Below are 26684 nucleotides of genomic sequence, written 5' to 3' on the forward strand. Positions count from 1 at the left end.
GATCAGAACGGACTCGGGATCAGAACGGGATCACCCCGACCAGCACACCCATGCCGAGCATCGACAGCGACACGATGCCCGCTCGCCACAGCACCTTCTTGTGATGGTCGGCCAGTGAGACACCGGCGAGGGCGACGAGCAGCAGGATCGCGGGCACCAGCGGGCTCTGCATGTGGAACGGCTGCCCGGTGATGGAGGCGCGGGCGACCTCGGAGGGGTCGATGCCGTACTTGCCCGCGGTCTCCGAGAGCACCGGCAGCACACCGAAGTAGAAGGCGTCGTTCGACATGAAGAAGGTGAACGGGATCGAGAGGATGCCGATCACGATCGCCATGTGCGGTCCGAGGAACGTCGGCAGCACCGAGGTGAGCCACTGCGCGATCGCCTCGACCATGCCGGTTCCCGACATCACGCCGGTAAGAACCGCTGCGGCCAGCACCATCGCGACCACCGAGACGATCGACGACGAGTGCCGTGTGATGGCGGCCTGCTGCTCGGCGACGCGGGGGAAGTTGATGACCAGCGCGATGCCTGCGGCGATCATGAACAGCACCGGGATGGAGATGACGTCCATGCCGAGGACGGCCAGCAGTGCGACGGTGAGGCCGGCGTTGACCCACAACAGCTTCGGGCGCAGGGTGGCGCGGTTCTCATCGAGCGCTCCCCCGGTGAAACCGGAGTTCGGGGCCGGGGTCTCGTCGATGTCATCGGGTCCGTCGCCGGTACCCATCGACGGGCGAGCGGGCGGCGTGGTGCCGGTGCCGCCGGGGCCTTCGAGGACCGCCACTGCGGACCCACCGCCGGAACCCGAACGGGCGAGCACGGATTCACGGATCTCGATCTTGCCGATGCGACGTCGCTCCATGATGCCGAGGTGGTAGCTGAAGATCATCACGACGATCAGGCCGACCACCAGGGACGGGATCATCGGGACGAACACATCCGAGGGCGAGACGCCGAGAGCGGCGGCGGCGCGGGTGGTGGGGCCACCCCACGGGAGGATGTTCATGGTGCCGTTCGCCAGGCCCGCGACCACGGTGAGGACCACCGGGCTCACGCCGAGCTTGAGGTACAGCGGCAACAGCGCCGAGGTGGTGATGATGAAGGTGGTCGAGCCGTCGCCGTCGAGGGAGACGATCATCGCGAGAACCGCGGTCCCGACAACGAGTTTCGCGGGATCGTCGCGGACCAGCTTCACCACGAGACGGACCACCGGGTCGAAGAGTCCGACGTCGATCATGATCCCGAAGAACACGATGGCGAAGAACAGCATCGCGGCCGTCGGCGCGAGATCCTTGATGCCGTCGCTGATCATGTCGCTGATGCCGAGCCCGGCGCCGGCGAACAGACCGAATGCGACGGGGACCAGGATCAGCGCGACCACCGGGGTGGCGCGTTTGGTGATGATCAGGAACATGAACGTGACCACCATCAGGAGGCCTAGGACTACGAGCATGGCGTCTACCGCTTTCTCACAAACGTCGTCGGAGTGATCTCCGCTACATCGAGACTCTGGACGTCGCGCAGATCACAGTCACGCTTGAGTGCGTAAGGCACGTTCTGCGCATTTCGCGCGGCCCGGGCGGGGTTTGCGTGGCGGAACACCGACGACCGATACGAGGCCGATGGCATATTCGAGAGGTGATCGACATCGACCGGCCGCAGATCGAGGGTTCCGTCGCCGTGCGTCAGGGCCGTCGGATCGGCTTCGCCGAATTCGGATCCCCCCGCGGACGTGCGGTGATCTGGCTCCACGGCACCCCGGGGGCGCGTCGGCAGATACCGCTCGAGGCCCGTCGCTGGGCGGGTGAGAACAACGTGCGGGTGATCGGCCTCGACCGTCCCGGCGTGGGCTCGTCGACTCCCCACCGCTATCCGTCGGTGCTCGGTTTCGCCGACGACCTCCGCATCGTGGCCGACGCGCTCGGCGTCGAGGAGATGGCCGTGATCGGCCTGTCGGGCGGCGGTCCGTACACCCTCGGCACGGCCTACGCGCTGCCCGAGCGGGTCGTGGTGGCCGGTGTCCTCGGCGGTGTCGCACCGACCGTCGGGCCCGACGCCATCGACGGCGGCGCCATGGGGCTCGGCAGGTACGCCGCCGGCGTACTGGAGGTGGCCGGCGCGCCGATCGGGCGGACGGTCAGCTCGTTCATCCGGGTGGCGCGTCCCATCGCGAGCCCGGCCATCGGCCTCTACGGACTCCTGTCCCCGCGCGCCGACCGGCAACTGCTGGCACGACCCGAGTTCAAGGCGATGTTCCTCGACGACCTGCTCAACGGCGGCAAGCACCGCATGGAGGCTCCGTTCGCCGACGTCGTCGTGTTCTCGCGCGACTGGGGCTTCCGCGTCGGCGACGTCACCGTCCCGGTGCGCTGGTGGCACGGCGACCGCGACCACATCATCCCGTTCCGCCACGGACAGCACGTCGTGGATCTGCTCCCCGACGCGAAGCTCTACCCGATGCCGGGCGACAGCCACCTCGGCGGCCTCGGCATGGCCACCGACATCCTCACCGAGTTGATGTCGGTGTGGGACAGCACCGGTCGCTGACGTCGGTGCGCCGGTCGCTGCTCGTGACGCTTCTCCTCGTCGTGGCCGCCTGCAGTTCGACGACCCCCGACCGCGCGGTCGACACGAGCTCGGCCGGTTCGCGCTCGGGTATCGCCGCACCCCCGACGACCGGGTCCTTCGACTACCAACTCGGTGGCGCGTACCCGCCCGCCGAGGGCGTGACCGTGGTCGCGCGCGACAGCACCGCCGAGCCCGCGGCCGGGATCTACTCGATCTGTTACGTCAACGGCTTCCAGACCCAGCCCGGCGTCGAGTGGCCGAACGATCTGCTGGTCCGTCGCGACGACGGGTCGCTGCTCGTCGACCCGGGCTGGCCCGACGAACACCTCCTCGACCTGTCGACGACGGAACAGCGCGCCGCGGCCGCCGCGAGGCAACAGGCCACCATCGACACGTGCGCCCGGAAGGGCTTCCGTGCCGTGGAGTTCGACAACCTCGACTCCTACACACGTTCGCGCGGGGCGTTCACCCTCGACGACGCCGTCGCCTTCGCGACCGACCTCACCGCCCGCGCCCACCGCGCGGGCCTCGCCGCCGGCCAGAAGAACACCACCGATCTCGGCACACGCGGCCGCGACGGTATCGGTTTCGATTTCGCCGTCACCGAGGAGTGCGATCGCTTCGACGAGTGCACCGCCGCGACCGACGTCTACGGCCCGCGGGTGTTCGACATCGAGTACACCGACGACCTGCGCGGGTCGTTCGCCGAGGTGTGCCGGCGTCCGTCGACCCCGCCGATGACAATCCTGCGCGACCGGGACCTTCTGCCGCGAGGCGATCCGGCGTACCGATACCAGCGCTGCCGATAACTGCCCCCATTCGGCCCACCGAGGGCAATATGCCCTCGGACCGGCCCCACGGGGACGTTTTCAGCAGCACGCGGTGGTTGGATGAGCCATGACCTGCAGACCGCCGCTCATCCGGCGCGCCATCGGGCTGATGCTGATCGTGCTGGCGGCAACCGCGAGCCTGGTGATCGGCGGCGTGTCGACACCCGAGGCGCACGCCGCACCGACACTCTCCACCGTCGAACCGGGCGTGCTCACCGTCGGCACCGAGGGCACCTACACCCCGTTCAGCTACCACGAGAACGGCGCCGGGCCGCTGACCGGTTTCGACGTTGACGTCATCACCGACATCGCGAAGAAGCTCGGCCTTCGGGTGAAGTTCGTCGAGGCGAGCTTCGACAGCCTCTTCCCCGCGCTCGAGGCCGGTCGGTTCGATCTCATCGCCAACCAGATCTCGTACTCGGCCGAGCGCGCCGCGAAGTACGACCTCTCGGACACCTACGTCGAATCCGCGAGCGTGGTCGTCGCGCGCTCCGACGACGACTCCATCCGATCGGTCGACGACCTGCGCGGCAAGACCGCGGCGCAGTCGCTGACGAGCAACTACGCCGAGATCGCCAAGTCCGCCGGCGCGGTCATCGAACCCGTACCCGGCTTCGACCAGGCGATCACCCTTCTCCGACAGGGGCGCGTGCAGGCGACGGTGAACGATGAGCTCACCGTCAAGGACTACCTGACCCGCAAGAAAGACAAGTCCGTGAAGATCGCGGCGACCACAGCGGACAAGAGCCGCCAGGTGTTCGCGGCGCGCAAGAACTCCGGGCTGATGCCCGCGATCAACACCGAGATCGCCGCGCTGCGCGACAACGGAACGCTCGACAAGACCTACGCGAAGTACTTCGACGCGACCGCGACGTCGCCGAGCGCGTGGTCGGTCATCCGCAGCAATCTGGTCCCGCTCCTGAAGTCAGCGGTCACCGGGACGATCCCGCTCACCGCGATCAGCTTTGTCATCGGCCTGGCGATCGCGCTCGCGGTGGCGCTGGCGCGGATGTCGAGCCGGCGGATTCTCAGCAGCGTTGCGCAGATCTACATCTCGATCATCCGCGGCACCCCGCTGCTGGTGCAGCTGTTCGTCATCTTCTACGCGCTGCCGGAGTTGGGCATCGTGGTGAGCCCGTTCCCGGCGGCCATCGTCGCGTTCAGCCTCAACGTGGGTGGCTACGCCGCCGAGATCATCCGGTCGGCGATCGAGTCGATCAACAAGGGTCAGTGGGAGGCCGCGTCGACCATCGGCATGGGGTACGCCACCACCCTGCGGCGGATCATCCTCCCGCAGGCCGCCCGCACCGCCGTCCCGCCGCTGTCGAACACGCTGGTCTCGCTCGTGAAGGACACCTCGCTGGCGTCGACGATCCTCGTGACCGAGTTGTTCCGCCAGGCGCAGAACGCTGCCGCGGCGACCTTCGACTACCTCGCGCTCTACAGCACGGCCGCCGTGTACTACCTGGTCATCTGCCTGGTGTTGTCGTTCGGTCAATCCACTCTCGAGACCCGACTGCGAAAGTACGTGGCCACATGAGCACACCCGTGATCGAGGCGACCGGCCTGACGAAGTCGTTCCCGCGCGGCCGCGGCGAGACGATCCCGGTTCTTGGCGGCATCGACTTCACCGTCGATCCCGGATCGGTGTCCGTGATCATCGGCCCGTCCGGATCGGGCAAGACGACGATGCTGCGATCGCTCAACGCCCTCGACATCCCCGACGCCGGCACGATCCGCATCGGCGACGTGAGCGTCGACTTCGCCGACGTCGGCTCCCTGCGCCGCGGCCCCGTCGGCGGCCGCAAGTACTCGCGCGCCGACAACGCACTGCTCACCCGCTACCGCCTGCAGAGCGGCATGGTCTTCCAGAGCCACAACCTGTTCCCCAACAAGACCGCGCTGCAGAACGTCACCGAGGGCCCGATCGTCGTGCAGAAGCGCGACGCCGAGGAGGCCCGCACCGACGCTCTGGCGCTGCTCGACCAGGTCGGGCTGGGCAAACAGGTCGACCAACTCCCCCACCAACTCTCCGGCGGACAGCAGCAGCGCGTCGGCATCGCCCGGGCGCTGGCGATGAAGCCGACCGTCGTGCTGTTCGACGAACCGACCTCTGCGCTCGACCCCGAACTGGTCGGTGATGTCCTCGGTGTCATCAAGGATCTCGCGACCACCGGCACCACGATGGTGATCGTCACCCACGAGATCCGCTTCGCCGCGCAGGTCGCCTCACAGGTGCTGTTCATCGACGGCGGGGCGATCGTGGAACGCGGGTCGCCCGATCAGGTCATCGGCGCGCCCACCAACGATCGCACCAAGACCTTCCTCAAACGCATCCTCGACCCGGCCTGACGCCTAGGGTGCGTGTCATGTCCGCACGCTTCTCGGCCGAGGAATTGAGCGCCGCCTTCGCGCGCTTCGAGGCGACCACGGAGGCGTGCGCGGCGAGCGGTGACTGGAACCCGTGGGCCGAGCAGTTCACCGTCGACGCCGACTACATCGAGCACGCGATGGGGACCATGAAGGGGCGCGAGCAGATACGGCCGTGGATCGCGAAGACGATGGGCAGCTTCCCGGGCAACCACATGGTGGCGTTCCCGTCGCTGTGGCACGTCACCGATCCGGCGACGGCCCGCGTGATCTGCGAGATCGACAACCCGATGCGCGACCCCGGGGACGGTTCGGTGGTGTCGGCGACGAACATCACGATCCTCACCTACGCCGGCGACGGGCTGTGGTCGTGCGAGGAGGACGTCTACAACCCGATGGAGTTCGGGCAGGCCGCGAAAACATGGTGTGTGCGGGCGAAAGAGAACGGCACCATCACCGCCGAGGCGCAACGGTGGCTCGACACAACGGGCGCGTACTTCCCCTGAGGTCAGCGGTACCCCGGCGGACCGTGTCTGTTATTCGTCACGACCGTGTTGCGGAAACTTGGGTCGCACAGGGACAGCCCGTACGCTGAGACACTGTTGTCGTAGATCCGCGCACGTCGAAGAGGGGCTGAACACATGGCACGCGAGATGACCCAACTCGAACTCCTCCAGGAGCTGTCGCCTGCCGCCGAGGAGAACGTGAACCGTCACCTCGCCGTCGCCAAGGACTGGAACCCGCACGACTACGTGCCGTGGGACGAGGGCAGCAACTTCGCGATGCTCGGTGGCCAGGACTGGTCGCCCGAGCAGTCCGAGCTCGGTGATGTCGCCAAGGCGGCCATGATCACCAACCTCCTCACCGAGGACAACCTCCCCTCGTACCACCGCGAGATCGCGAACAACTTCTCCACCGACGACGCCTGGGGTCACTGGGTGGGTCGCTGGACCGCCGAGGAGAACCGTCACGGACTCGCGATGCGCGACTACCTCGTGGTCACCCGCGGTGTCGATCCCGTGGCCCTCGAAGAGGCCCGCATGATCCATATGACCAACGGGTTCACCTCCGTCGGTGTCGGTGGCGACCGCGCCGACGAGGTCGAGGCCCACGGCGGCGAGCTCGGCCTTCTCTACACCGTCGCGTACGTGACGTTCCAGGAGCTCGCGACCCGCGTCAGCCACCGCAACACCGGCCGCGCGTGCAACGACCCCATCGCCGACAAGATGCTGCAGCGCATCGCCGCCGACGAGAACCTGCACATGATCTTCTACCGCAACATCGTCTCCGCGGCGATGGACCTCACGCCGGACCAGACGATGCGTGCGATCACCGACGTGATCTGCAACTTCCAGATGCCCGGCGCCGGCATGCCCAACTTCCGTCGACACGGCGTGCTGATGGCCAAGCACGGCATCTACGACCTGCGCCAGCACCACGAGGAGGTCGTGCTGCCGATCCTCCGCAAGCTCAACGTCTTCGACCGTGACGACTTCGGCGCGCAGGGCGAGGCCGACCGCGAGCGGCTCGGCGCATTCGTCGAGAAGCTCGGCGAGGACACCCTGAAGTTCGAGGAGATGCGCGATCGCGCGCTGGCCCGTGAGGCGGCCAAGCGCGAGGCCCGCGCGTCGTAGGCAGCCCTTGACCACGCTGCTGGATCCGGCAACCGCCGCCCCCGACTCCTCGGGTGCGGCGGTTTCGGCATCGGGATCGAGCCGTCCGGCGCTCTCCATCGGCCGTTTCGCACTCGGCAGCCCGGTGGTGCTCGCGCCGATGGCCGGTGTCACCAACGTCGCGTTCCGCACTCTGTGTCGCGAACTCGAACTCGAGCGCACGGGCACCGTCTCCGGGCTCTACGTCTGCGAGATGGTGACCGCTCGCGCGCTCGTCGAGCGTCACGAGTCGACGATGCACATGACCACCTTCGGGCCCGACGAGAACCCGCGGTCGATGCAGCTCTACACCGTCGACCCCGAGTACACCTACGCCGCGGCGAAGATGATCGTCGACGAGGATCTCGCCGACCACATCGACATGAACTTCGGCTGCCCGGTACCCAAGGTGACCCGCAAGGGCGGCGGGGCGGCGATCCCGTTCAAGCGACGGCTCTTCCAGAACATCGTCGCCGCGGCCGTGCGCGCCACCGAGGGCACCGACATCCCGGTGACCGTGAAGTTCCGCATCGGCATCGACGACGACCACCACACCCACCTCGACGCCGGCCGCATCGCTGCCGCCGAGGGTGCGAAAGCCGTTGCGCTGCATGCCCGTACCGCGTCGCAGCGGTACTCGGGTGAGGCCGACTGGTCGGAGATCGCGCGCCTCAAGGAGCACGTGACCGAGGTCCCCGTGCTCGGCAACGGCGACATCTTCGAGCCGCCCGACGCCGTGGCGATGATGGAGCAGACCGGATGCGACGGCGTCGTCATCGGTCGCGGCTGCCTCGGTCGCCCGTGGCTGTTCGCCGAGCTGAGCGCGGAGCTCAACGGCCTTCCCGCACCCACCCCGCCGACGCTGGGCGAGGTCGCGCAGATCATCGTCCGCCACGGACGTCTTCTCGCCGACCACCACGGCGAGGACAAAGGCATGCGCGAGATCCGCAAGCACGTCGCGTGGTACCTGCGAGGATTCCCCGTCGGCTCGGACCTGCGCCGCGACCTCGCACTCGTCACCACGGTCGATCAGCTCGTCGACCTCGTCGGCACCCTCGACGCCGACGTCGCATTCCCGCGCGACGGCCACGGCCCGCGCGGACGTCAGGGATCGCCCGCCGCGGTCGCCCTGCCCCAGGGTTGGCTCGACGATCCCGACGACGACGCGGTGCCCGCGGGCGCCGACGTCATGCACTCCGGGGGCTGACCGGAATCCATGACATGTTCATCCGGCCGTAGCGGCACGTACCATCGGTCACGTTCCCATAACGGCAGAGGAGTCCGGTGAGCGACGACCCCACTCCCGGATCAACAGATCCGGGTGATCCTTCGCGTCGCCCCGCCCCCGGCTCCCGTCGCGACGACATCCGACGCCGCCTCGACCAGCCGTCTGACGACGTACTGCGCGAGCCCTCCGACCGGGAACGCCTGCGCCGGGCAGCCGCCGGCCGTCTGACCGTCGCCGAACTGCTCGCGCAGATGAACGACGCGTCTGCGCAACCCTCGTCCGGGCAACCCTCGCCCAAGACCACTCCTCCCGCACCCACACCTCCGGCGCCCACTCCCCCTGCGTCCACTCCTGCTGGGCCCACCGGCGAGACCGACGACGACCGCACCGAGAGCATCCCGACGGTTGTCGACGACACCCCCGCCCCACCTGCTCGCCCCCGCCTGAGCACCCCACGTGCCGCCGCGGCACCCGAGGTCCTGCCACCGCGCCACGACCGGGTGGCCAAAGCCGCCAAACGCAGCGGTCGTGTCCGCACCGCCCGGACGGCCGCGCGCGTGGTGATCGTGGTCGGCGCGGTGTTGGCCCTGGTGGGGACCGGCACCGTGTGGGGATACCTCAGGGTCACCAACGGTGGCTTCCAGACCGTCGAGGCCGTCGACGGCAACGACAAGAACATCCGCAACAAGGGCGCCCAGTACGGCGACCAGACATACCTGATCGTCGGCACAGACACCCGCGTGGGGAACAACGGCAAAGTCGGGGCCGGCACCACCGCCGACGCCGAGGGCGCGCGCTCGGACACCGTCATCCTCGTCAACGTCCCGGCCAACCGCAGTCGCGTGGTGGCGGTCTCGTTCCCGCGTGACCTGCAGATCGACCGGCCCGACTGCGAGAGCTGGGACAACAACACAGCCACCTACGACCCGAACACGATCGTCCCCGCCGAGACCGGAGCCAAACTCAACACCGCCTACGGCGATGGTGGCCCCAAGTGCGCGGTGAAGGTGATCCAGCAGCTCTCGGGCCTCAACATCAACCACTTCATCGCGATGGACTTCTTCGGGTTCGAGCAGGTGGTGAACAAGCTCGGCGGCGTCCAGGTGTGTTCCCCCACGCCGCTCTACGATTACGAGCTCGGCCAGATCCTGTCGCGTCCGGGCAAGCAGACGGTGAAGGGTCAGCGGGCACTGAACTACGTGCGCGCGCGCACCGTCGACACCGAGGGCAACGGCGACTACGGCCGCATCAAGCGCCAACAGCTGTTCATGTCGGCGTTGCTGCGCGGCATGCTCTCCGGTCAGGTGCTGTCGAATCCGTCGCGACTCAACGGGATCATCAACACCTTCACCAAGTACAGCTACGTCGACGGCATCGACACCGACAGCCTCGTGAACCTCGCGCAGTCCCTCGAGGGTCTGCAGGCCGGTCGCGTGACGTTCCTGACCATCCCGACCTCGGGCACCACCACCGACGGATCGAACAACGAGATCCCGCGCACCGACGACATCAACGCGATCTTCGACGCCATCATCAACGACGACCCGCTGCCCGGCGAGCAGAAGGCGGCCGCCCCGTCGTCCTCGTCGACGAAGGCGCCGTCGTCGACTGCTCCGAGCACGCCGCCCGCGGCCCCGAAAGTCATCACCGCCTCGGCGCTGTCGCCGTCGGCGGTGGGTGTGCGGGTGCTGAACGGCACCGGTACCAGCGGGCTCGCCACGCGGGTGTCGGATCAGATGTCGCAGCTCGGCTTCGACGTGCGAGGCGTGGCCGACGCCTCGGAAAACCAGACGCAGACCGTGGTGCGCTACGGCCCCGGTCAGCAGGCCGCGGCCGCCACGGTCGCCTCGATGATCACCGGCGCCGTGATCCAGTCGGACCGGACCGTGAAGTCCGGCGTCGAGGTCCTCCTGGGCAGCGACTACCCCGGCGAGATCGGCGCGGTCCCCACCGCGGGCGAATCGTTGCAGGTGACCGAGAACCCACGATCCGACGAGGCCGTCGACCTCCCCAGCGACCTGTCGGTGACCAACGCCGCCGACACGTCCTGCAGCGGCTGACCGGGCCGGAACCCTCGATCTTCCTGCGCGTTCACCACGCGTTCACCGCGAGACAACCGTCCGATCGGCGTCTGCCAGTACCCTTGGCGCATGCGTAACGCGTACCACGAGCAGATGGCCGAACTGAACGGCATCCTCGGTCACATGTCAGAGCTCGCCGGCGTCGCCATGGAGCGCGCCACCCAGGCACTTCTCCAGGCTGACCTGGCGGTCGCCGAATCGGTCATCTCCGATCACGAACAGATCGTGCGGCTCTCCGCACAGGCCGAGGAGCAGGCGTTCGCCCTGCTCGCGCTGCAGGCACCGGTCGCCGGTGACCTGCGGGCCATCGTGTCCGGGTTCCAGATCGTCGCCGACGTCGACCGCATGGGCGCCCTCGCCCTGCATGTCGCGAAGGTCGCGCGTCGTCGCCACCCGAGCAAGGCGCTGCCCGAAGAGGTGAACGGCTACTTCGCCGAGATGGGTCGCCTCGCCGTGCAGATGGCGCTCTCGGCCCGCGAGGTGCTCAACAGCCAGGAGCCGACCGACGCCCTGCGCCTGCAGAGTGACGACGACGCCATGGACGACCTGCACCGTCACCTCTTCACGGTCCTCATGGACCGCGACTGGAAGCACGGAGTCGCCGCGGCCGTCGACGTCACCCTGCTGGGCCGCTACTACGAGCGTTTCGCCGACCACGCCGTGCTCATCGGTCGTCGCGTCGTGTTCCAGTCGACCGGCAAGACCCCCGAGCAGTTCGTCGAGGCACAGCCGCACTGACGTGATGGCACGCTCGACATAGTTTTTCGGCACGCTCGGCGGATCTCCGCCGAGCGTGCCGTTCTTTCCGCCGACTGTGCCGAAACTGCACTCCGAACGTGCCAAAGCCCCGGTCCTCCGCGAGGAGGCCGGGGCTTTGTCGTCGAACCTGTCGGCTCAGCCGAAGCGGCCGGAGATGTAATCCTCCGTGGCCTTCTGCTCGGGGTTGGAGAACATGGTCTCGGTGTCGTTGATCTCGATGAGCTGTCCGGCCTGGCCGACGCCGGCGAGGTTGAAGAACGCCGTCTGGTCGCTCACACGTGCAGCCTGCTGCATGTTGTGGGTGACGATGACGATCGTGTAGTCCTTCTTCAGCTCGGTGATGAGGTCCTCGATCGCGAGGGTGGAGATAGGGTCGAGGGCCGAACACGGCTCGTCCATCAGCAGCACCTCGGGCGACACGGCGATGGCGCGCGCGATGCACAGACGCTGCTGCTGACCGCCGGAGAGGCCGCCGCCGGGCTTGCCCAGGCGGTCCTTGACCTCTTCCCACAGGTTCGCGCCGCGCAGGCTGCGCTCGGCGACCTCGTCGAGCTCCTTCTTGTTGCGCATGCCCTGCAGCTTCAGGCCGGCCACGACGTTGTCGCGGATCGACATGGTGGGGAACGGGTTCGGGCGCTGGAACACCATGCCGATGGTGGAGCGCACGCTCACCGGATCGACCGAACGGCCGTAGATGTCCTCGCCGTCGAGCAGCACCTTGCCCTCTACGCGGGCGCCAGGGGTCACCTCGTGCATGCGGTTCAGTGTCCGAAGAACGGTGGACTTGCCGCAGCCAGAGGGGCCGATGAAGGCGGTGATGCAGCGCGGCGGCACCTCGAGCGAGACGTCCTTCACCGCGTGAAACGCGCTGTAGTAGATGTTCAGGTCTTTGATGTCGAGACGCTTTGCCATGTCGGGCTCTTTCGTTTCCGGTCGTGCGAATGTCTGTGTGGGCGTTGATGGTCCGGCGCGAACGCCTCAGGCCTTCTGTACTGTCACGCCTTCTTGGGGGCGAACAGGCGCGAGACCAGCTTGGCGCCGAAGTAGATCACCGCGACGATGAGCACGAGGGTGAGCGCGGCACCCCACACCTTGTCGAGCGCGTCGGGGCCGTTGTTGTACTGCTGCACCATCATCAGGGGCAGTGACTGCTGGTTGCCCTCGAACGGGTTGTTGTTGATCGCTCTCGTCGAGCCGACCAGGATCAGCACCGGGGCGGATTCACCCATCACGCGGGCCACGGCGAGCATGACGCCGGTGACGATGCCCGACAGCGCCGTCGGCAGCACGATGCTGACGATGGTGCGCCACTTCGGGACGCCGAGTGCGTAGCTCGCCTCGCGCAGATCCTGCGGGACGATCTTGAGCATCTCCTCGGTGGAGCGCACCACGATCGGGATCATCAGCAGCACCAGGGCGAGCGCCACCACGAAACCCGACCGGGGCAGGCCCAAAGTGGTGCGCCACACGGCGTAGATGAACAGCGCCGCGACGATCGACGGGACACCGGAGAGGATGTCGACCATGAAGGTGGTGAAGCGGGCCAGCAGCGACTTGTTGCCGTACTCCACGAGGTAGATCGCGACGAAGATGCCGACCGGGATGGAGATGACCGCGGCGAGCAGGGTCTGCTGCAGGGTGCCGACGATGGCGTTGAAGGCGCCGCCGTGCAGCTCGTCGAACTGCCACCACTCAGCCGACAGGATCGGGCTGATGCCGCGGACGATCAGGGTGACCAGCAGCCACACCAGCGGCGCGAGCGCGATCAGCAGTGCGGTCGACACCAGCACCAGGGCCAGTTTGTCGGTGACCTTGCGGCGGGCGATGACGGGGGTGAAGCCCGACGGGTCCCGCTTGACCGGGCCGACGCTGGGACTCTCGAGGGTGGCGGTCATGACTTCGCCTTTCCTGCGACGACCGAGCGGGCCGCGGCGTTGACGATGAAGGTCAGCACGAACAGGGTGAGGCCGGCCGAGATGTAGGCGCCGGTCTTGATGGGCGAGTCGAACTCGGCGGCATTGTTCGCGATCTTGGTGGCGAACGTCTCACCGCTCTCCATCAGGTTGAAGTTCAGCGGACCGGCGGTCGAGATGATCAGCAGCAGCGCCATGGTCTCGCCGAGCGCACGACCGAGGCCGAGCATCGAGCCACTGATGTAGCCGGAGAAGCCGAACGGCAAGACCGAGACCCGCACGACCTCCCACTTGGTGGCGCCGAGGGCCAGCGCCGCCTCGCGGTGACCCATGGGGGTCTGCACGAAGACCTCGCGGGTGACCGCGGTGATGATCGGCAGGATCATCACGGCGAGCACGATGCCCGCGGTCAGCAGGGTGCCGCCGGTCGACAGGTTCGACACCTGCGTCGGCTCCTGGAAGAACGGCAGGAACGACAGGTTGTTCACCAGCCACTTGTCGAGCGGGACCAGCGCGGGACCGAGGACGAGGATGCCCCAGAGGCCGTAGACGATCGACGGCACGGCGGCGAGCAGGTCGACCAGGTAGGTGATGGGGCTGACGAGACGGCGCGGAGCGTACTGCGTGAGGAAGATCGAGATGCCCAGTGCGATCGGCATGGCCAGGATCAGCGCGATCACCGACACCACGACGGTGGCGTAGAGCAGGTTGAGGATGCCGAACTGCAGGGTGTCACCCGAGGTGACCCAGTCACCGGAGTAGGTGAAGAAGTTCTCGGAGTTCTTCAGCAGCGCCGGCACGGCCTGGATGACGAGGAACACCGCGATCAGGGCGATGAGCACCGAGATGAAGATGCCCGAACCGACAGAGAGCGTGCGGAAGATCTGGTCGCCGAGACGGGTGACGGTGCCCGCGCTGCCCGATCCGGACTTGTCGGCGTTGTCGCCGGTGGGTGTGGGACCGGGAATCGTTCCGGCCATCGGGTCCGGGCCGCTGAGCGAGGAGGTCATGGATCCTTCTGAATCAGCCGTCTGGCCGGCGCGCAGTTCGCCGTGCACTTCGGTCATGAGCAATGTCTCCCAAGTCTCTCAACCAACGTCGCGGGGCCGCAATTGCGCGGCCCCGCGACACCGGGTTCATCGATGCCGGCCCGATCGGGCGTGGCAGCGGTCAGCTCAGCGCGTTGACCGTTCCCAGCAGGGTGTTCTTGTAGCTGTCGGGCAGTGCGACGTAGCCCGCGTCGGACAGGCCTTCCTGACCGTTGTTCAGGATGGTGGTGAACGCCGACTTGAGGATGGCGCCCTTGTTGCCGGTGTAGCCCTTCGAGCAGACGATCTCGTAGGTCGTCAGCAGCAGCGGCCACGCGCCCGCGGTGTTGGTCGCGAACAGCTTGTCGGTGTCGACCTGCAGGTCCTTCGAACCCGGGGTCTTGAACTGCACGCTCTCCAGCGCCTTGCCGGCGGTGTCGGCGTCGAGCTTGGTGGCACCCGAACCGAAGTCGAGCTGCGCCAGGCTGAGCTTGTTCTGCTCGGCGAAGCCCCACTCGACGTAGGTGACCGAACCCGGGGTCTTCTTCACGGTGTCGCCGACGCCGGTCGACTTGGCCGCGGCCGAGCCACCCTGACCCTTGAAGGTCTTGTCGTGGGCGTAGGGCCAGTCCGCCTTGGCGGTGTCGCCGAGGAAGCGCTGGAAGTTGTCGGTGGTGCCCGAGCTGTCGCTGCGGTGGACCGGGACGATCTTCTCCGAGGGGAGGCTCTTGCCCGGGTTGAGCGCGGCGATGGCCGGGTCGTTCCAGGTGGTGATCTTCGAGTCGAAGATCTTCGCCAGGGTGCTCGGGTTGAGGATCAGGTCGTCGACGCCGTCGAGGTTGTAGGCGATCGAGACCGGGCCCGCGACGAGCGGGATGTGCCATGCGTCGTTGCCGGCGCAGCGGGTCTTGGCCGAGGCGGCCTCGTCGGTCTTCAGCGCGGAGTCGGAGCCCGCGAAGTCGACATCGCCGCTGATGAACTTCTTCACGCCGTCACCGGAACCGCTGCCGGTGTAGTTGAGGACGATGCCGCCGTTGGAGGCGAGCACGTCCTGGAACTTCTCGACGGCCTTCTGCTGAGCGGTCGATCCCTCGCCGCTCACCGACTGGCCACTGAAGCTGTTGTCCGAGCTGGCGTCGCCGCTGCCCGAATCGCTGCCGCCTCCGCTGCACGCCGACAGGGTCAGCGTGGCCGCGACCGCGATGCCGACGGCCGCGCTGCTGCTGCGAACTGCCGAGCTCCGATTGAATTTCACTCCAGGGTCCTCCGTTGTGATGTGACAGATGTGTGTGGCTCCCCGAGGGATGTCCGCGCGCACGGTGCAACCGCTCCGCACTCGAACCCGTCGAGTCGACCCGCGTCGAATGCTGCGGTCATCTGGAAAGCTAGGGCCCGGTGGTGGACGAGCAGCCGACGGTGGGTGAACGGACGGTGAATACATCACCGGTCGACATGGTCACCGCGCGAACGCCCGGCGTAAGTCATTAGCCGAGGTGGGGAACTGTTTTCCGGGTTGTGACACGTCACGTGAGAGAGGCCACACACACGTGGCGAAACGGGCGACTCAGGCGTCGTTCGGACGCCCGTAGGCGACGTCGATCGAATGCCGGGAGAAGCCCAGCTTCTCGTAGGTGTGCAGCGCGGCGACGTTGTCGCCCTCGACGTAGAGCTCCACCGTCGGCAGTCGACGCTCTTCGAGGTGGATCAGACCGGCCAGGGTGAGCAGCTTCCCGAGCCCACGCCCCTGGGTCCCCGTGTCGACACCGACGATGTAGACCTCGCCGATGCTGGGCTCGGTGTCTGTAGCGGGGTGCACCTTCGTCCAGTGGAAACCGAGCAGGGTGTCGGGATCGGCGTGGTCGAACACGAGGAACAGGCCCTCCGGATCGAACCAGTCCGAACCGGTGCGCGCGGTGATCTCGTCGATCGACCAGCCGCCCTGTTCGGGGTGCCAGTCGAACGCGGCGTTGTTCACGCGCAGGATCTCGGTGTCGTCGTCGGGGCCGGCGTAGGTCCGCAGCACGAGGTCGTCGGGAACGGTCAACGGCGGCAACGAATTTGCCGGATCGCCGAGTGGGCGTCGCATCGAGAGCAGTTCACGCAGCGGCGCGAGTCCGTGGGACCGGGCCACCGCCTTCGCGGCCGGCAGGTCCCCGTGCGCCCAGATGCGAGCGCTCGGACCGGCCTCGTCGAGCGCGGTGGAGACGAGCGTGCGGCCGGTCCCCTGACCGCGGGCCCCGGGGTCGACGACGGCCTCGATCATCGCGGGCTCGCTGTCGCGCCCCGGGAGGATGTTCGCGTAGCCGACGAGCAGGTCGCCACGACGGGCGACCACGTGGGTCACGCGATCGGAGACGATGGCGGCGACCGCCTGCTCCGACAGACCCGCGACACCGTCGGTCGTCTCCGCATTCGCAACGAGTTCGTCTGCGGCGCGGGCGGTCTCGTCGTCGAGCGCTTCGCGGATGACCGCCACTCGCACCTCAGCCACCATTGGGGGCGAGCTCCTGATCGTCGAGATCGGTGTCATCGGTGATGTTCTCGAGGTCGTCGGCGTCATCGGCGGCCTCGCCGCGACCGCGGCTGCTGGGGCGTACCGCCTTGTACCCGACGTTGCGGACGGTGCCGATCAGCGACTCGTGTTCGGTGCCGAGCTTGGCGCGGAGACGACGCACGTGCACGTCGACCGTCCGTGTGCCACCGAAGAAGTCGTAACCCCAGACCTCTTGCAGCAGTTGCGCTCTGGTGAACACGCGGCCGGCGTTCTGTGCGAGGTACTTGAGGAGCTCGAATTCCTTGTAGGTCAGGTCGAGGGGGCGACCGCGCAGCCGCGCGGTGTAGGTGCCCTCGTCGATGACGAGTTCACCGAGCGACACCTTGCCACTCGACTCCTCGGCCGCCACACCGCGCGTACGCATCACCAGCAGGCGCAGGCGTGTGTCGAGCTCGGCCGGACCGGTTCCCGGCAGGAGGAATTCGTCGAGGCCCCACTCCGCGTTCACCGCGACGAGCCCACCCTCGGTGAGCACCGCCACCACCGGGACCGATGAGCCCGTGCTTCCCAGGAGCCGACACAGCCCCCGCGCAGCGGCCAGATCGGTTCGCGCGTCGACGATGGCGACATCGGCGTTGCCGGCCTCCATCAACGACGAGACCTCGGTCGGCACCACACGGACGGTGTGTGCCAACAGCGACAACGACGGCAGCACGGCTTCCGGGGTGGGATCGGCGGTCAGCAGCAGGAGATCCACTCCACGCTCCGATCTGGACGAGTTCAGATGTGTACGCCGCTTTACGGGCGTGTGCGAGTCAGATGACAGAATAACCGCAAACAGGCGGCAGCCTGTGATCAGCCGTTGATGCGGGGGACCGTGATGCGCAAGGCGCTCGTCTGTCTGGCGGTTGCGCTCGTCGTACTCGTGGTCGGTGCGCTCGCCGTCGACACCGCATTCGCCATGAACGCCGAACGCAGTTTTGCGCGCGCGCTGATGGAATCGACCACCTCCGACGGGGAGTCCCCCGGCCTCCGGTACGAGCCCGAGGTGACTATCTCCGGCTTCCCCGCCACCCGGTCGATCCTCGACGGCCACTACTCCGCCATCGGTATCACCGCACGGGCTGTGGACGCGACCGGCACGACCACTTTCGGCGGCAGCAGACAGCCCCGCATGGCTCGCTCGTGCGACGGCGACGATCCGTGTCACGTGGACGTGCGCTCGCGCCTCAGAGACGTACGGGTGGGTGGGCCGCGTTCTCTCACGAACCCGTTTCCGCGTGGACAGGGGCTGAGTGTGGGGTCGGCCAGCGCGTCAACGACCCTGGATTCCGTGGCCGTCGGCCGCTTCCTCGGTATCGACGACCTCACGATCAACACCCCCGCGCCCCGCGGGAAGGCGGGCGGCGGTGGCCCTCAGGACGGGCTGCTTTCCCGCACGACCGGAATCCTTCTGACCGGTACCGTCGCCACAGCATCGGTGGACGATCGCCGGGTGAAGGTCAGCGTGAACGTCGACCTGTCGATCCGTCGAGGGTTGCTGCACCTGCAGGCGACCGGGTTCTACGACGGACCCGAGGAACACTCCGACACCGTGGTGGCGCCCGCCGAGCGGGAGGGCGTTCTCGCCCGGTTCACCGCCACTCTGCCCAGGCTCCCGATGGCCTGGGGCGCGGAGCCCGGGTCCGCACGCAGCAGCGGCAGCGACCTGATGATCGAGGGCACCGCACACCCGCAGGTGTTCGCTCCGATGCTGTTCCTCAACGCGTCACAGGTCTACTGGATGTTCCGCCGGTGAGTCGTGGGCCCGGCCTTTGTTACCCTCAGCCCATGCTGACGCGTCGTGAGTTCTTGCTCACCCGCCGCCGGGCGATCGACTTCTGTCGATTCGCCACCTGCCGCTGTCGATAGTCGGGTCCGTCGCGCCCCGCGCGTCTCCCGGCCTGCTCGCGTCCGCATTCGCTCCTCCCCGCCGCGCGCCTTCTTCTCTGTTTACCCGCGCGCTGCGACCCCTCATCACGTACCCACCACGAAAGGAACACCATGGCTCGCTCCGATGTCCTGGTCAGCGCCGACTGGGCTGAGCAGAACCTGACCGCCGACAAGACCGTCTTCATCGAGGTCGACGAGGACGCCACCGCCTACGACGGCGGCCACATCGCCGGCGCGATCAAGCTCGACTGGAAGGCCGACCTGCAGGATCAGGTCCGTCGCGACTTCCTGAACCAGGAGCAGTTCTCCGACCTGCTGTCGGCGCGCGGCGTCGCCAACGACGACACCGTGATCCTCTACGGCGGCAACAACAACTGGTTCGCCGCGTACGCGTTCTGGTACTTCAAGCTGTACGGGCACAAGGACGTTCGCCTGCTCGACGGTGGGCGCAAGAAGTGGGAGCTCGACGGCCGCCCGCTGAGCACCGACGCCGTCTCGCGCGAGGCGACCTCGTACAAGGCCGAGGCTCCCGATCTGTCGATCCGCGCCTTCCGTGACGAGGTGCTCGACGCCATCGGCACCAAGAACCTCCTCGACATCCGTTCGCCTGATGAGTACTCCGGCAAGATCCTCGCGCCGGCCCACCTCCCGCAGGAGCAGAGCCAGCGTCCCGGACACATCCCCGGAGCGGTCAACGTGCCGTGGAGCAAGGCCGCGAACGAGGACGGCACCTTCAAGTCCGACGAGGAACTGAAGGAGCTGTACGACGGTGTCGGCATCGACCCGGCCAAGGGCACCATCGCGTACTGCCGCATCGGCGAGCGCTCGTCGCACAGCTGGTTCGCGCTGACCCAGCTGCTGGGCTACGACAACGTGAAGAACTACGACGGCAGCTGGACCGAGTACGGCTCGCTGGTCGGCGCCCCGATCGAGCTGGGAGAGCAGTAAGCATGTGTTCCGCACCGAAACAGGGTCAGAAGCTGCCGGCCGGCGTCGACGTCGAGAAGGAGACCGTGATCACCGGTCAGGTCCTCGGCTCCGACGGATCGCCCGTGGGTGGCGCCTATGTGCGCCTGCTCGACGGCACCGGTGAGTTCACCGCCGAGGTCGTCTCCAGCGGGACCGGCGATTTCCGGTTCTTCGCCGCGCCGGGCACCTGGACGCTGCGCGCGCTCTCGTCGCAGGGCAACGGCGAGGCCACCATCAGCCCCGACGGCACCGGCATCTTCGATCAGGACGTGACGATCGCCGCGAGCTGATCTGATCTGATCGATGGCACGCCCGATGCCCTCACCGCCGCGGCGGTGAGGGCATCGCTGTCGAGCGGGGTCTCAGCGCGGGTCGACGAAGGTGTAGAGCGCGGTGAGGCGGCCGTCGCGCACCAGTCCGACATCCATGCCGCTCACCACCGGTGATGCACCTTCGGGTGCGAGCGCCCACGAGATTCGACCGAGGTCTTCGACCACAGCGGGCTCGACCGTCACGCTGAAGCTCAGCCCTGGGGCGTCCTGCTGCAACGACCGCACCTTGGCGTCGATCGCATCGTGGCCGGTCACCGAGCCCTCGGCATCGTGAAAGCCGGCGTCCGGCTGATACAGCTGCTCGATCAGACGCCGCCGCGCGCTGTCGTCGGTGGTGTTGAACACCTCGAGCACATTGCGACGCATCACGTCGGCGATCTGGGTCTTTGCGGTCACGTCGAGCGGTTCGTTCGCGCCATGGGGTGAAGCTACCGGGTGGGGCCGACACATCGGGTGGTCCGGCCACCGTCGTAGAATCGACGTCGTGGTCATCTTCTTCGAGATACTCCTGGTTCTGGCGACGATCGCGATCGTCTGGTTCGGCCTGTACACCCTGTACCGCCTGATCAACGACGAGTCGTGACCTCGGGCGCCCCCGAACCCACTCCTGACGAGCCCGGCAAGAGCACTGTCGCGGGCAACGAGGCGATAGCGCACGCCGAGGAACGCGCGGCCCGCACCGCCGACAAGAACATCTCCACCCTGCCCGGACTGCCCCTGCCCGAGGACACCGCGAACCTGCGCCAGGGTCCCGATCTGCATCCCGGACTGCTCGGCCTGCTCCCGCTGGTGGGTGTGTGGCGCGGTCTCGGTGAGGGCAACGACCCCGTCCACGGTGACTTCCACTTCGGCCAGCAGATCACCATCAGCCACAGCGGCGAGAACTTCCTCATGTGGGAGTCGCGGTCGTGGATCGTCGACCCCGACGCCCGTTACCTCGAACCCGGTCTGCGCGAGACCGGCTACTGGCGCATCAGCGGACCCGACTCCGACGAGACCATCGAGTTCCTGCTCACCCACGCCGAGGGGTGGATCGAACTGTTCTACGGCAAGCCGCTGAACCAGACCTCGTGGGAGCTCGTCACCGACGTCGTCATCACCTCCGCGTCGGGCACCGAGAACGGCTTGAAGATCGGCGGCGCGAAGCGGCTCTACGGTCTCGTCGACGACGGTGACCTCGCATACGTCGAGGAGCGGGTCGACGCCGACGGCGACCTCGTGCCCCGGCTGTCGGCGAAGCTGAGTCGCCACATCGGTTGAGAGCGAAGATACGCAGCGACTACGTGCATCTGCCCGCGTGTCCGACCATGGATGGATGCGCGAGGGGGCGACCGGTGCGAAGCTGTTCCCCATGATGATCGCCAGCGCCAACATCCCGGGAGAGCGAGAAACGCTCATCGAGATCTACGGCGACCAACGCACCAATTTCCTGATCGCGATCGACGGCGTCTCCGATGCCGACGCCCGGCGTGCCGCCGCCGTCGGTGAACTCACCCTCGGCGGCCTCGTCAAACACCTCACGATCCTCGAGCAGTACTGGATCACCACCGTGACCGAGGCCGACCCCGACGCCGAGTTCAATGTCGACGCCGCCGCCGACGCCTACCGCCTCACCGACGACGACACCTTCGCCGACTGGGTGGAGGCATACCGGGAGCAGGCGCAGCTCACCGACGAGTTCATCGCGACCGTCGCCGATCTCGACGCCCTGATCCCGATCCCGACCGCGCCGTGGGCACCGGTGCGTCAGCACCACACGGTGCGTCGCATCCTGCTGCACCTGTTCCGCGAGACCGCACACCACAGCGGGCACGCCGATCTCATCCGTGAGGCGATCGACGGACAGAGCACCACCACCACGATGGCCCGCGACGCGATCCGCAGCTTCGAACGCAGCTGACCTCGTTCGTCCCCAGCACGTGGAACGCCCCGAACATGGAACGACCCCCGCACCGCTCTCTCGAGCCGAGGCCTGTCAGGACGTGACAGGGATGCGGGGGCCGGGTGACCACCGTGGATTCGCTGGGCGGCGGCGCCGCTGGGCAAACCCGGGCAGCACACCACCTAACTGATGGTCACCTCACGTGTCCATATGTCATTCAACTGCAGACCACCTCCTTCCTCGTGTACAGCCGAAGTTACGCCGGGATCTGATCCTGTGCAACGGATTAACCGGTCGAGATCGATCACACGGTCGGCCGCGGTGTCGACCGGCAGGGTGTGGGTCGCGACGATCACGGTGCGTCGCGGGTCGACGAGTCCGCTGCGCCGATCGAGCAGCTCGCGGTGCAGGCGGTCGGACTCGTCGCGGTCGAGGTGCTCGCACGGTTCGTCGAGCAGCACGATCGGCGCAGCATTGATCAGAGCCCTGGCGAGCAACAGTCGGCGTCGTTGTCCGGCGCTGACCGCATCGACGCCGGCGTCGAGCACGGTGTCGAGTCCCTCGGGTAGTCCGGCGACCCACTCCCCCAGGCCGACCGACGCCAGCGCCGCAGCGATCTGCTCGTCGTCGGCGTCGCCGCGCGACACCAGCAGGTTCTCGCGGACCGATGTCGCGAACAGGTGCGCGTCCTCGCCGAAGTAGCGCACCGCGTGTGCGGGGCCGGCCGCTCCGGTCACGTGCACCTCGCCGCCCCGCGGCGACAGCAGACCCGCGAGGGTGAGCAGCAACGCGGTCTTGCCCGATCCGCTGGCCCCGACGACGGCGATGCGCTCTCCCGCGCCGATCGACGACAGGGCATCGAGGGGGCCGAGCGCGGACGCATCGGCGTGTCCCCACCGCAGTCGGTCGGCGACGAGACCCGCCGAACCCGGCATGGCGGCACGCGGATCCACCTTCTCGTCCGGGAGCGCGTCGGCGGTCGCGTCGATCCCGGTGCCCTCGAGGAGCGCGAGCACGCGGCGCGCGGCCCCGCGGCTGCGTTGCAGTTGGCGCGCCGCGTCGAGAAGACCACTCGCGGCCTCGAAAGCGCTGAGCGGCAGCAGGATCAGGACGCCGAGCGTGGTCGCGTCGACGCGTCCGCTCAGACCGACCCCGAGCAGACAGGCGATCACCGCGCTCACGCCGGTCGCCGCGGGCATCACCCCGGCAGCCCAGGCCTGTACCCGCATGCCCCGGTCGGCGGCCGCGGTCGCCCGGTGCGCCGCGGCGCGGGCATCGGCCAGCAGCTCCTCTCGACGACCGGCGACCTCGAGTTCGGGTGCGTGCCAGAGCAGCGTGGCGGTGATGTCGAGCAACTCGTCGCGCGCGGCACGGTCGTCGGCCTCCGAGCGTGCGGTCCCGGCTGCGGCCGCCCGCGGGGCCGCGACTGCGACGAGCAGCCACGCGACGCCGGTGGCGAGGCCCGCCCACGGCGACACCAGCGTCATCACCGCCACCGCGGCGACCCCGGTCACCGCCGCGGCGCCGATGGGGATGAGCCCGCGGATGAGCGCGTTGCCGATCTCGTCGACGTCGTCGCCTGCGCGTCCGACGATCTCGGAGCGTTTCACCGACAGCGGGTGCGCGGCGTCGCCAGTCGCCAGGGCCCGGAACATGCGGGCGCGGGCGGTGGCCATGGCGTCGAGCGCGAGATCGTGGGTGGCGAGGCGTTCGAGGTAGCGCAGCAGCGCACGCGAGATGCCCAGGGCCCGCACCGAGGTCACCGCGATCGACAGCGCCAGGACCGGCGGCATCTGCCACGCACGGGTGATCAGCCACGCCGACAGGGCGGCCAGCGCCAGTGCGCTGAGCGACGCGCCCGCACCCAGCGACAGCGACCACGCGACCGGGCGCGGTCGGACGCCGAGCAGGCGCATCGACTCCACGAGGGGGTCACGCATCGACTCGCCCCCTCGCCACCACGCCCAGGTCGATCACGACGTCGGCGGCGGCGAGCACCGCCGGACGGTGGCTCACCACGATCACCGTCGCCCCGTCCTCCGCTCGGGCACGTACAGCGCGCATCACCGTGGCCTCGGACTCCGCGTCGAGGTGCGCGGTCGGTTCGTCGAGCAACAGGACCGGTGCCGGCGACGCCAGTACCCGCGTCAACGCAAGGCGCTGACGCTGTCCCGCCGAGAGCCCGGCACCGCCGTTGCCGATGGTCGTGTCGAGGCCACCGATGTCGGCGAGCACGGTGTCGAAGCCGACTGCGACGGCGATGCGGGCGATGTCGTCGTCGGATCGGATCCCGAACAGTGCCAGGTTCTCCGCCACCGTGCCGGGGATCATCACCGGTGGCTCGGCCAGCCAGGCCGCAGTCCCGGCGCCGCACACGACCCCTTCGTCGGGTTCGATGAGACCGGCGATCACCTGCAGTGCCGTGGTCTTCCCCGATCCGTTCGGTCCGGTCAGCACGGTGACGGTGCCGGGCGTGCAGTGGATGTCGAGGTGCCGCGGCGCCCAACCGTCGCGGTCGACGACACCGACGTCACGCAACTCCACCCCCGCCGAGTGGGCCGTCGTTCCCGTCGGTTGGGCCGTCGTTCCCGTCCGCTGGGCCGTCGTGTGGTTCGCAGGCGTGTCGATGAGGTCGAGAACGTCGTCGGCCGCCGCACGACCGGCCTCGGAGTTGTGGAACTGCGCACCCACCGACCGCAACGGCAGGTAGACCTCCGGCGCGAGGATCAACGCGAGGACACCCGCCTGCAGCGACATGTCCCCGAAGACCAGGCGGAACCCCACCCCCACGGCGACGAGCGCGACACACAACGTCGACAGCAGCTCCAGCACGCCGCCGGAGAGGAACGCGATCCGTAGCGCGGCCATCGTGCTGCGTCGGCTCCGTTGCCCCAGTGCCGCAACGCGTTCGGTCGGCTCCGACGCCCGGTGCAGTGCACGCAGGGTCCCGATGCCGGCGACGAGATCGAGCATCTGTGCGCCCTGGGCCGCGGTGGCGTCGAGACGGGCGCGGGTCCGGTCGCGGGTCATGAGTCCGATGAGGACCATGAAGACCGGGATCAGCGGGAGCGTGACGATCACGATGATGGCCGAGGTCGGGTCGATCAGGGCCATCACGACGATGACCGCAGGCGTGACCGTCACCGACAGGACCAGCGACGGCACGAACGAGGTCAGATATGGGCCGAGGGCGTCGAGACCGGCGCCGAGGGTGGTGATGAGTTCACCCCGCATCCGGTGCAGGGTGCGCGGCGTGGTCCGCGCGGGGTCGGTGACCGCACGCAGGGCCGCATCGCGCAGCTGCGCGATGACCGACGCCGACGCCCGGTGGGCGTGGCGGTCGCCGAGGACGGTCGCGGCGACCCGGATGCCGAATGCCGCCCCGAGCACCGCGATGTGACCGGACTGGGCGTGCAGCGACCGCGCCGCGGGGTCGGTGACCACCTCGGCGAGGATCGTCGCGATCATGACCGCACCGACGACGACGGCCGCGGCGGTCACGATGCCCATCACCGACGTCACCGCGATGTGGGCGCGCGCGGCGGGCGACCGGCGGAGCAACCGCGGGTCGATCGGACCGCTCCGTGCGACGCTCATCGGCCCGGGGTGCGTAACGGCAGCCCGATGGGCGCGGGGATGTGCGCGGTCGAGATGCGTTGCCGGAACACCCAGTACGTCCAGGCCTGGTAGCCGATCACGACCGGGAGGACGGCCAGTGATGCCCAGCTGATGACGGTGAGCGTGTAGTCGCTCGAGGCGGTGTTGGCGATGGTGAGGTCGAAGGCGGAACCCAGGGTCGAGGGGATCACGGCCGACCACAGGGCCGAGAACAGCATCGCCACGTGGGCGGCGATGGTGATGCTGGTCGTCGCGAACGCCGTCCACTCACGACCGGCCGCGGTGGCCGCGACGGTGGCGAGCGCGGCCAGGGCGAGCACCGCGACGACCATCGGGTGCCCGTGATCGATCCACGTCCACAGGCCGAACGCGATGGTGATCGCCGCGGCGGGTACGGCGAGTCGCCGCGCCGCACGCATCGCGTCCGCACGCAGGGGGCCCGCGGTCTTCAGGGACAGGAACACCGCGCCGTGCGTGGCGAACAGCGCGGTGGTGGCCAGACCACCGAGCAGCGCATAGGGGTGCAGCAGATCGGCGACGCTGCCCGTGAAGCGCTGGTCGGCGCCGATCGGCAAGCCGCGCAACAGGTTCGCCAACGCAATGCCCCACAGGAAGGCGGGCAACCACGAACCGAGGCCGATGCCGACGTCGCACCACCGTCGCCAGCGCGGGTCGTCGATCTTGCCGCGCCACTCGATGGCCACCACGCGGGCGATGAGGCCTACGAGCAGCAGCAGCATCGGCAGGTACATCGCGCTGAGCATGGTGGCGTACCACCCGGGGAACGCGGCGAACAGCGCGCCGACGGCGGTGATGATCCACACCTCGTTGCCGTCCCACACCGGGCCGATGGTGTTGAGCAGCACGCGACGACGGGTGTCGGCCTCCACGGCGGTCTCAGCCCGGCGACGTCCGAGGAACGGCATGAGCATGCCGACGCCGAAGTCGAACCCCTCGAGCAGGAAGTAGCCGGCGAACAGCACCGCGATCACGATGAACCAGATCTCGGGGAGAGTCATGTCGAT

At 68.2% G+C, this 26684-nt stretch carries 25 protein-coding genes; 14 read left to right on the top strand and 11 right to left on the bottom strand.

From position 1 onward, the window contains the following. Nucleotides 1-19: 19 nt before the first annotated feature. Nucleotides 20-1456, bottom strand: coding sequence for a CitMHS family transporter (locus ACLBW1_RS09675; protein ID WP_447811617.1), 1437 nt, complete (start codon nucleotides 1454-1456; stop codon nucleotides 20-22). Between the two features lie 185 nt (nucleotides 1457-1641). Here ACLBW1_RS09675 and ACLBW1_RS09680 point away from each other — a divergent pair, with 185 nt between their 5' ends. From ACLBW1_RS09680 to phoU, 9 genes are all read left to right on the top strand, one after another. Then, on the top strand, nucleotides 1642-2550 hold the full coding sequence (locus tag ACLBW1_RS09680; protein WP_447811618.1) for an alpha/beta fold hydrolase: 909 nt from the start codon (nucleotides 1642-1644) through the stop codon (nucleotides 2548-2550). Further along, a complete protein-coding gene (locus ACLBW1_RS09685; RefSeq protein ID WP_447811619.1) occupies nucleotides 2529-3380 on the top strand; it encodes an endo alpha-1,4 polygalactosaminidase in 852 nt (283 codons plus the stop codon). The genes ACLBW1_RS09680 and ACLBW1_RS09685 overlap by 22 nt, the downstream gene beginning before the upstream one ends. Nucleotides 3381-3468: 88 nt before the next feature. After that, nucleotides 3469-4941: an ABC transporter substrate-binding protein/permease gene (locus tag ACLBW1_RS09690; protein ID WP_447811620.1), complete on the top strand. Its 1473-nt coding sequence runs from the start codon at nucleotides 3469-3471 to the stop codon at nucleotides 4939-4941. Next, nucleotides 4938-5753, top strand: coding sequence for an amino acid ABC transporter ATP-binding protein (locus ACLBW1_RS09695; protein ID WP_447811621.1), 816 nt, complete (start codon nucleotides 4938-4940; stop codon nucleotides 5751-5753). The genes ACLBW1_RS09690 and ACLBW1_RS09695 overlap by 4 nt, the downstream gene beginning before the upstream one ends. Nucleotides 5754-5770: 17 nt before the next feature. Further along, a complete protein-coding gene (locus ACLBW1_RS09700) occupies nucleotides 5771-6277 on the top strand; it encodes a nuclear transport factor 2 family protein (protein WP_447811622.1) in 507 nt (168 codons plus the stop codon). A gap of 135 nt (nucleotides 6278-6412) precedes the next feature. Beyond that, nucleotides 6413-7405: an acyl-ACP desaturase gene (locus ACLBW1_RS09705; protein WP_434216373.1), complete on the top strand. Its 993-nt coding sequence runs from the start codon at nucleotides 6413-6415 to the stop codon at nucleotides 7403-7405. A gap of 139 nt (nucleotides 7406-7544) precedes the next feature. Continuing rightward, a complete protein-coding gene (dusB, locus tag ACLBW1_RS09710; protein WP_447812149.1) occupies nucleotides 7545-8630 on the top strand; it encodes a tRNA dihydrouridine synthase DusB in 1086 nt (361 codons plus the stop codon). Between the two features lie 77 nt (nucleotides 8631-8707). Then, the gene (locus ACLBW1_RS09715; protein WP_447811623.1) at nucleotides 8708-10711 is read left to right on the top strand and encodes an LCP family glycopolymer transferase; all 2004 of its coding nucleotides are present in this window, start codon (nucleotides 8708-8710) and stop codon (nucleotides 10709-10711) included. Nucleotides 10712-10801: 90 nt separating this feature from the next. Then, entirely contained in the window at nucleotides 10802-11470 is a 669-nt protein-coding gene (gene phoU, locus ACLBW1_RS09720) for a phosphate signaling complex protein PhoU (RefSeq protein WP_045824264.1), read from the top strand. A 156-nt stretch (nucleotides 11471-11626) separates the two neighbouring features. Here phoU and pstB read toward each other — a convergent pair whose 3' ends face one another. From pstB to ACLBW1_RS09750, 6 genes are all read right to left on the bottom strand, one after another. Continuing rightward, nucleotides 11627-12403: a phosphate ABC transporter ATP-binding protein PstB gene (gene pstB / locus ACLBW1_RS09725; RefSeq protein WP_045824265.1), complete on the bottom strand. Its 777-nt coding sequence runs from the start codon at nucleotides 12401-12403 to the stop codon at nucleotides 11627-11629. An 83-nt stretch (nucleotides 12404-12486) separates the two neighbouring features. After that, nucleotides 12487-13386, bottom strand: coding sequence for a phosphate ABC transporter permease PstA (gene pstA, locus ACLBW1_RS09730; RefSeq protein ID WP_447811624.1), 900 nt, complete (start codon nucleotides 13384-13386; stop codon nucleotides 12487-12489). Next, nucleotides 13383-14414, bottom strand: coding sequence for a phosphate ABC transporter permease subunit PstC (gene pstC, locus ACLBW1_RS09735; protein ID WP_447811625.1), 1032 nt, complete (start codon nucleotides 14412-14414; stop codon nucleotides 13383-13385). The genes pstA and pstC overlap by 4 nt, the downstream gene beginning before the upstream one ends. Before the next feature lie 160 nt (nucleotides 14415-14574). Next, nucleotides 14575-15687, bottom strand: coding sequence for a phosphate ABC transporter substrate-binding protein PstS (gene pstS / locus ACLBW1_RS09740; RefSeq protein ID WP_447811626.1), 1113 nt, complete (start codon nucleotides 15685-15687; stop codon nucleotides 14575-14577). A 309-nt stretch (nucleotides 15688-15996) separates the two neighbouring features. Then, nucleotides 15997-16926: a mycothiol synthase gene (gene mshD, locus ACLBW1_RS09745; RefSeq protein WP_447811627.1), complete on the bottom strand. Its 930-nt coding sequence runs from the start codon at nucleotides 16924-16926 to the stop codon at nucleotides 15997-15999. Continuing rightward, nucleotides 16916-17683, bottom strand: a complete 768-nt coding sequence (locus tag ACLBW1_RS09750; protein ID WP_447811628.1) for a winged helix-turn-helix transcriptional regulator — start codon at nucleotides 17681-17683, stop codon at nucleotides 16916-16918. The genes mshD and ACLBW1_RS09750 overlap by 11 nt, the downstream gene beginning before the upstream one ends. Before the next feature lie 108 nt (nucleotides 17684-17791). Here ACLBW1_RS09750 and ACLBW1_RS09755 point away from each other — a divergent pair, with 108 nt between their 5' ends. The 3 genes from ACLBW1_RS09755 to ACLBW1_RS09765 all read left to right on the top strand — a co-directional run bounded on the left by ACLBW1_RS09755 (nucleotide 17792) and on the right by ACLBW1_RS09765 (nucleotide 20117). After that, nucleotides 17792-18724, top strand: a complete 933-nt coding sequence (locus ACLBW1_RS09755; protein ID WP_447811629.1) for an LmeA family phospholipid-binding protein — start codon at nucleotides 17792-17794, stop codon at nucleotides 18722-18724. Between the two features lie 245 nt (nucleotides 18725-18969). Then, nucleotides 18970-19806 (top strand): sulfurtransferase, encoded by an 837-nt coding sequence (locus ACLBW1_RS09760; protein WP_447811630.1) that lies wholly within the window; start codon nucleotides 18970-18972, stop codon nucleotides 19804-19806. Nucleotides 19807-19808: 2 nt separating this feature from the next. Beyond that, nucleotides 19809-20117 carry a DUF1416 domain-containing protein gene (locus tag ACLBW1_RS09765; RefSeq protein ID WP_447811631.1) on the top strand — a complete coding sequence of 103 codons (309 nt, stop codon included), beginning with the start codon at nucleotides 19809-19811 and terminating at the stop codon, nucleotides 20115-20117. Between the two features lie 72 nt (nucleotides 20118-20189). On the opposite strand, the gene ACLBW1_RS09770 is transcribed toward ACLBW1_RS09765, so the two are convergent. Further along, the gene (locus ACLBW1_RS09770) at nucleotides 20190-20555 is read right to left on the bottom strand and encodes a nuclear transport factor 2 family protein (RefSeq protein WP_447811632.1); all 366 of its coding nucleotides are present in this window, start codon (nucleotides 20553-20555) and stop codon (nucleotides 20190-20192) included. A 183-nt stretch (nucleotides 20556-20738) separates the two neighbouring features. On the opposite strand from ACLBW1_RS09770, the gene ACLBW1_RS09775 reads away from it, so the two are divergent. Both ACLBW1_RS09775 and ACLBW1_RS09780 read left to right on the top strand, forming a co-directional pair. Beyond that, nucleotides 20739-21419: an FABP family protein gene (locus ACLBW1_RS09775; protein ID WP_447811633.1), complete on the top strand. Its 681-nt coding sequence runs from the start codon at nucleotides 20739-20741 to the stop codon at nucleotides 21417-21419. Between the two features lie 55 nt (nucleotides 21420-21474). Next, complete coding sequence (locus tag ACLBW1_RS09780) at nucleotides 21475-22059, top strand: mycothiol transferase (protein WP_447811634.1); 585 nt, start codon at nucleotides 21475-21477, stop codon at nucleotides 22057-22059. Nucleotides 22060-22223: 164 nt separating this feature from the next. Here the strand turns inward: ACLBW1_RS09780 and cydC are convergent, their stop codons facing one another. The 3 genes from cydC to cydB are packed head-to-tail and all read right to left on the bottom strand — an operon-like array spanning nucleotide 22224 to nucleotide 26678. Continuing rightward, nucleotides 22224-23981, bottom strand: coding sequence for a thiol reductant ABC exporter subunit CydC (cydC, locus tag ACLBW1_RS09785; RefSeq protein ID WP_447811635.1), 1758 nt, complete (start codon nucleotides 23979-23981; stop codon nucleotides 22224-22226). Then, complete coding sequence (gene cydD / locus ACLBW1_RS09790) at nucleotides 23974-25638, bottom strand: thiol reductant ABC exporter subunit CydD (RefSeq protein ID WP_447811636.1); 1665 nt, start codon at nucleotides 25636-25638, stop codon at nucleotides 23974-23976. The genes cydC and cydD overlap by 8 nt, the downstream gene beginning before the upstream one ends. Then, nucleotides 25635-26678, bottom strand: coding sequence for a cytochrome d ubiquinol oxidase subunit II (cydB, locus tag ACLBW1_RS09795; protein ID WP_447811637.1), 1044 nt, complete (start codon nucleotides 26676-26678; stop codon nucleotides 25635-25637). Before cydB ends, cydD begins: the two co-directional genes overlap by 4 nt. Nucleotides 26679-26684: the final 6 nt, after the last annotated feature.

The organism is Williamsia sp. M5A3_1d, assembly GCF_053345315.1.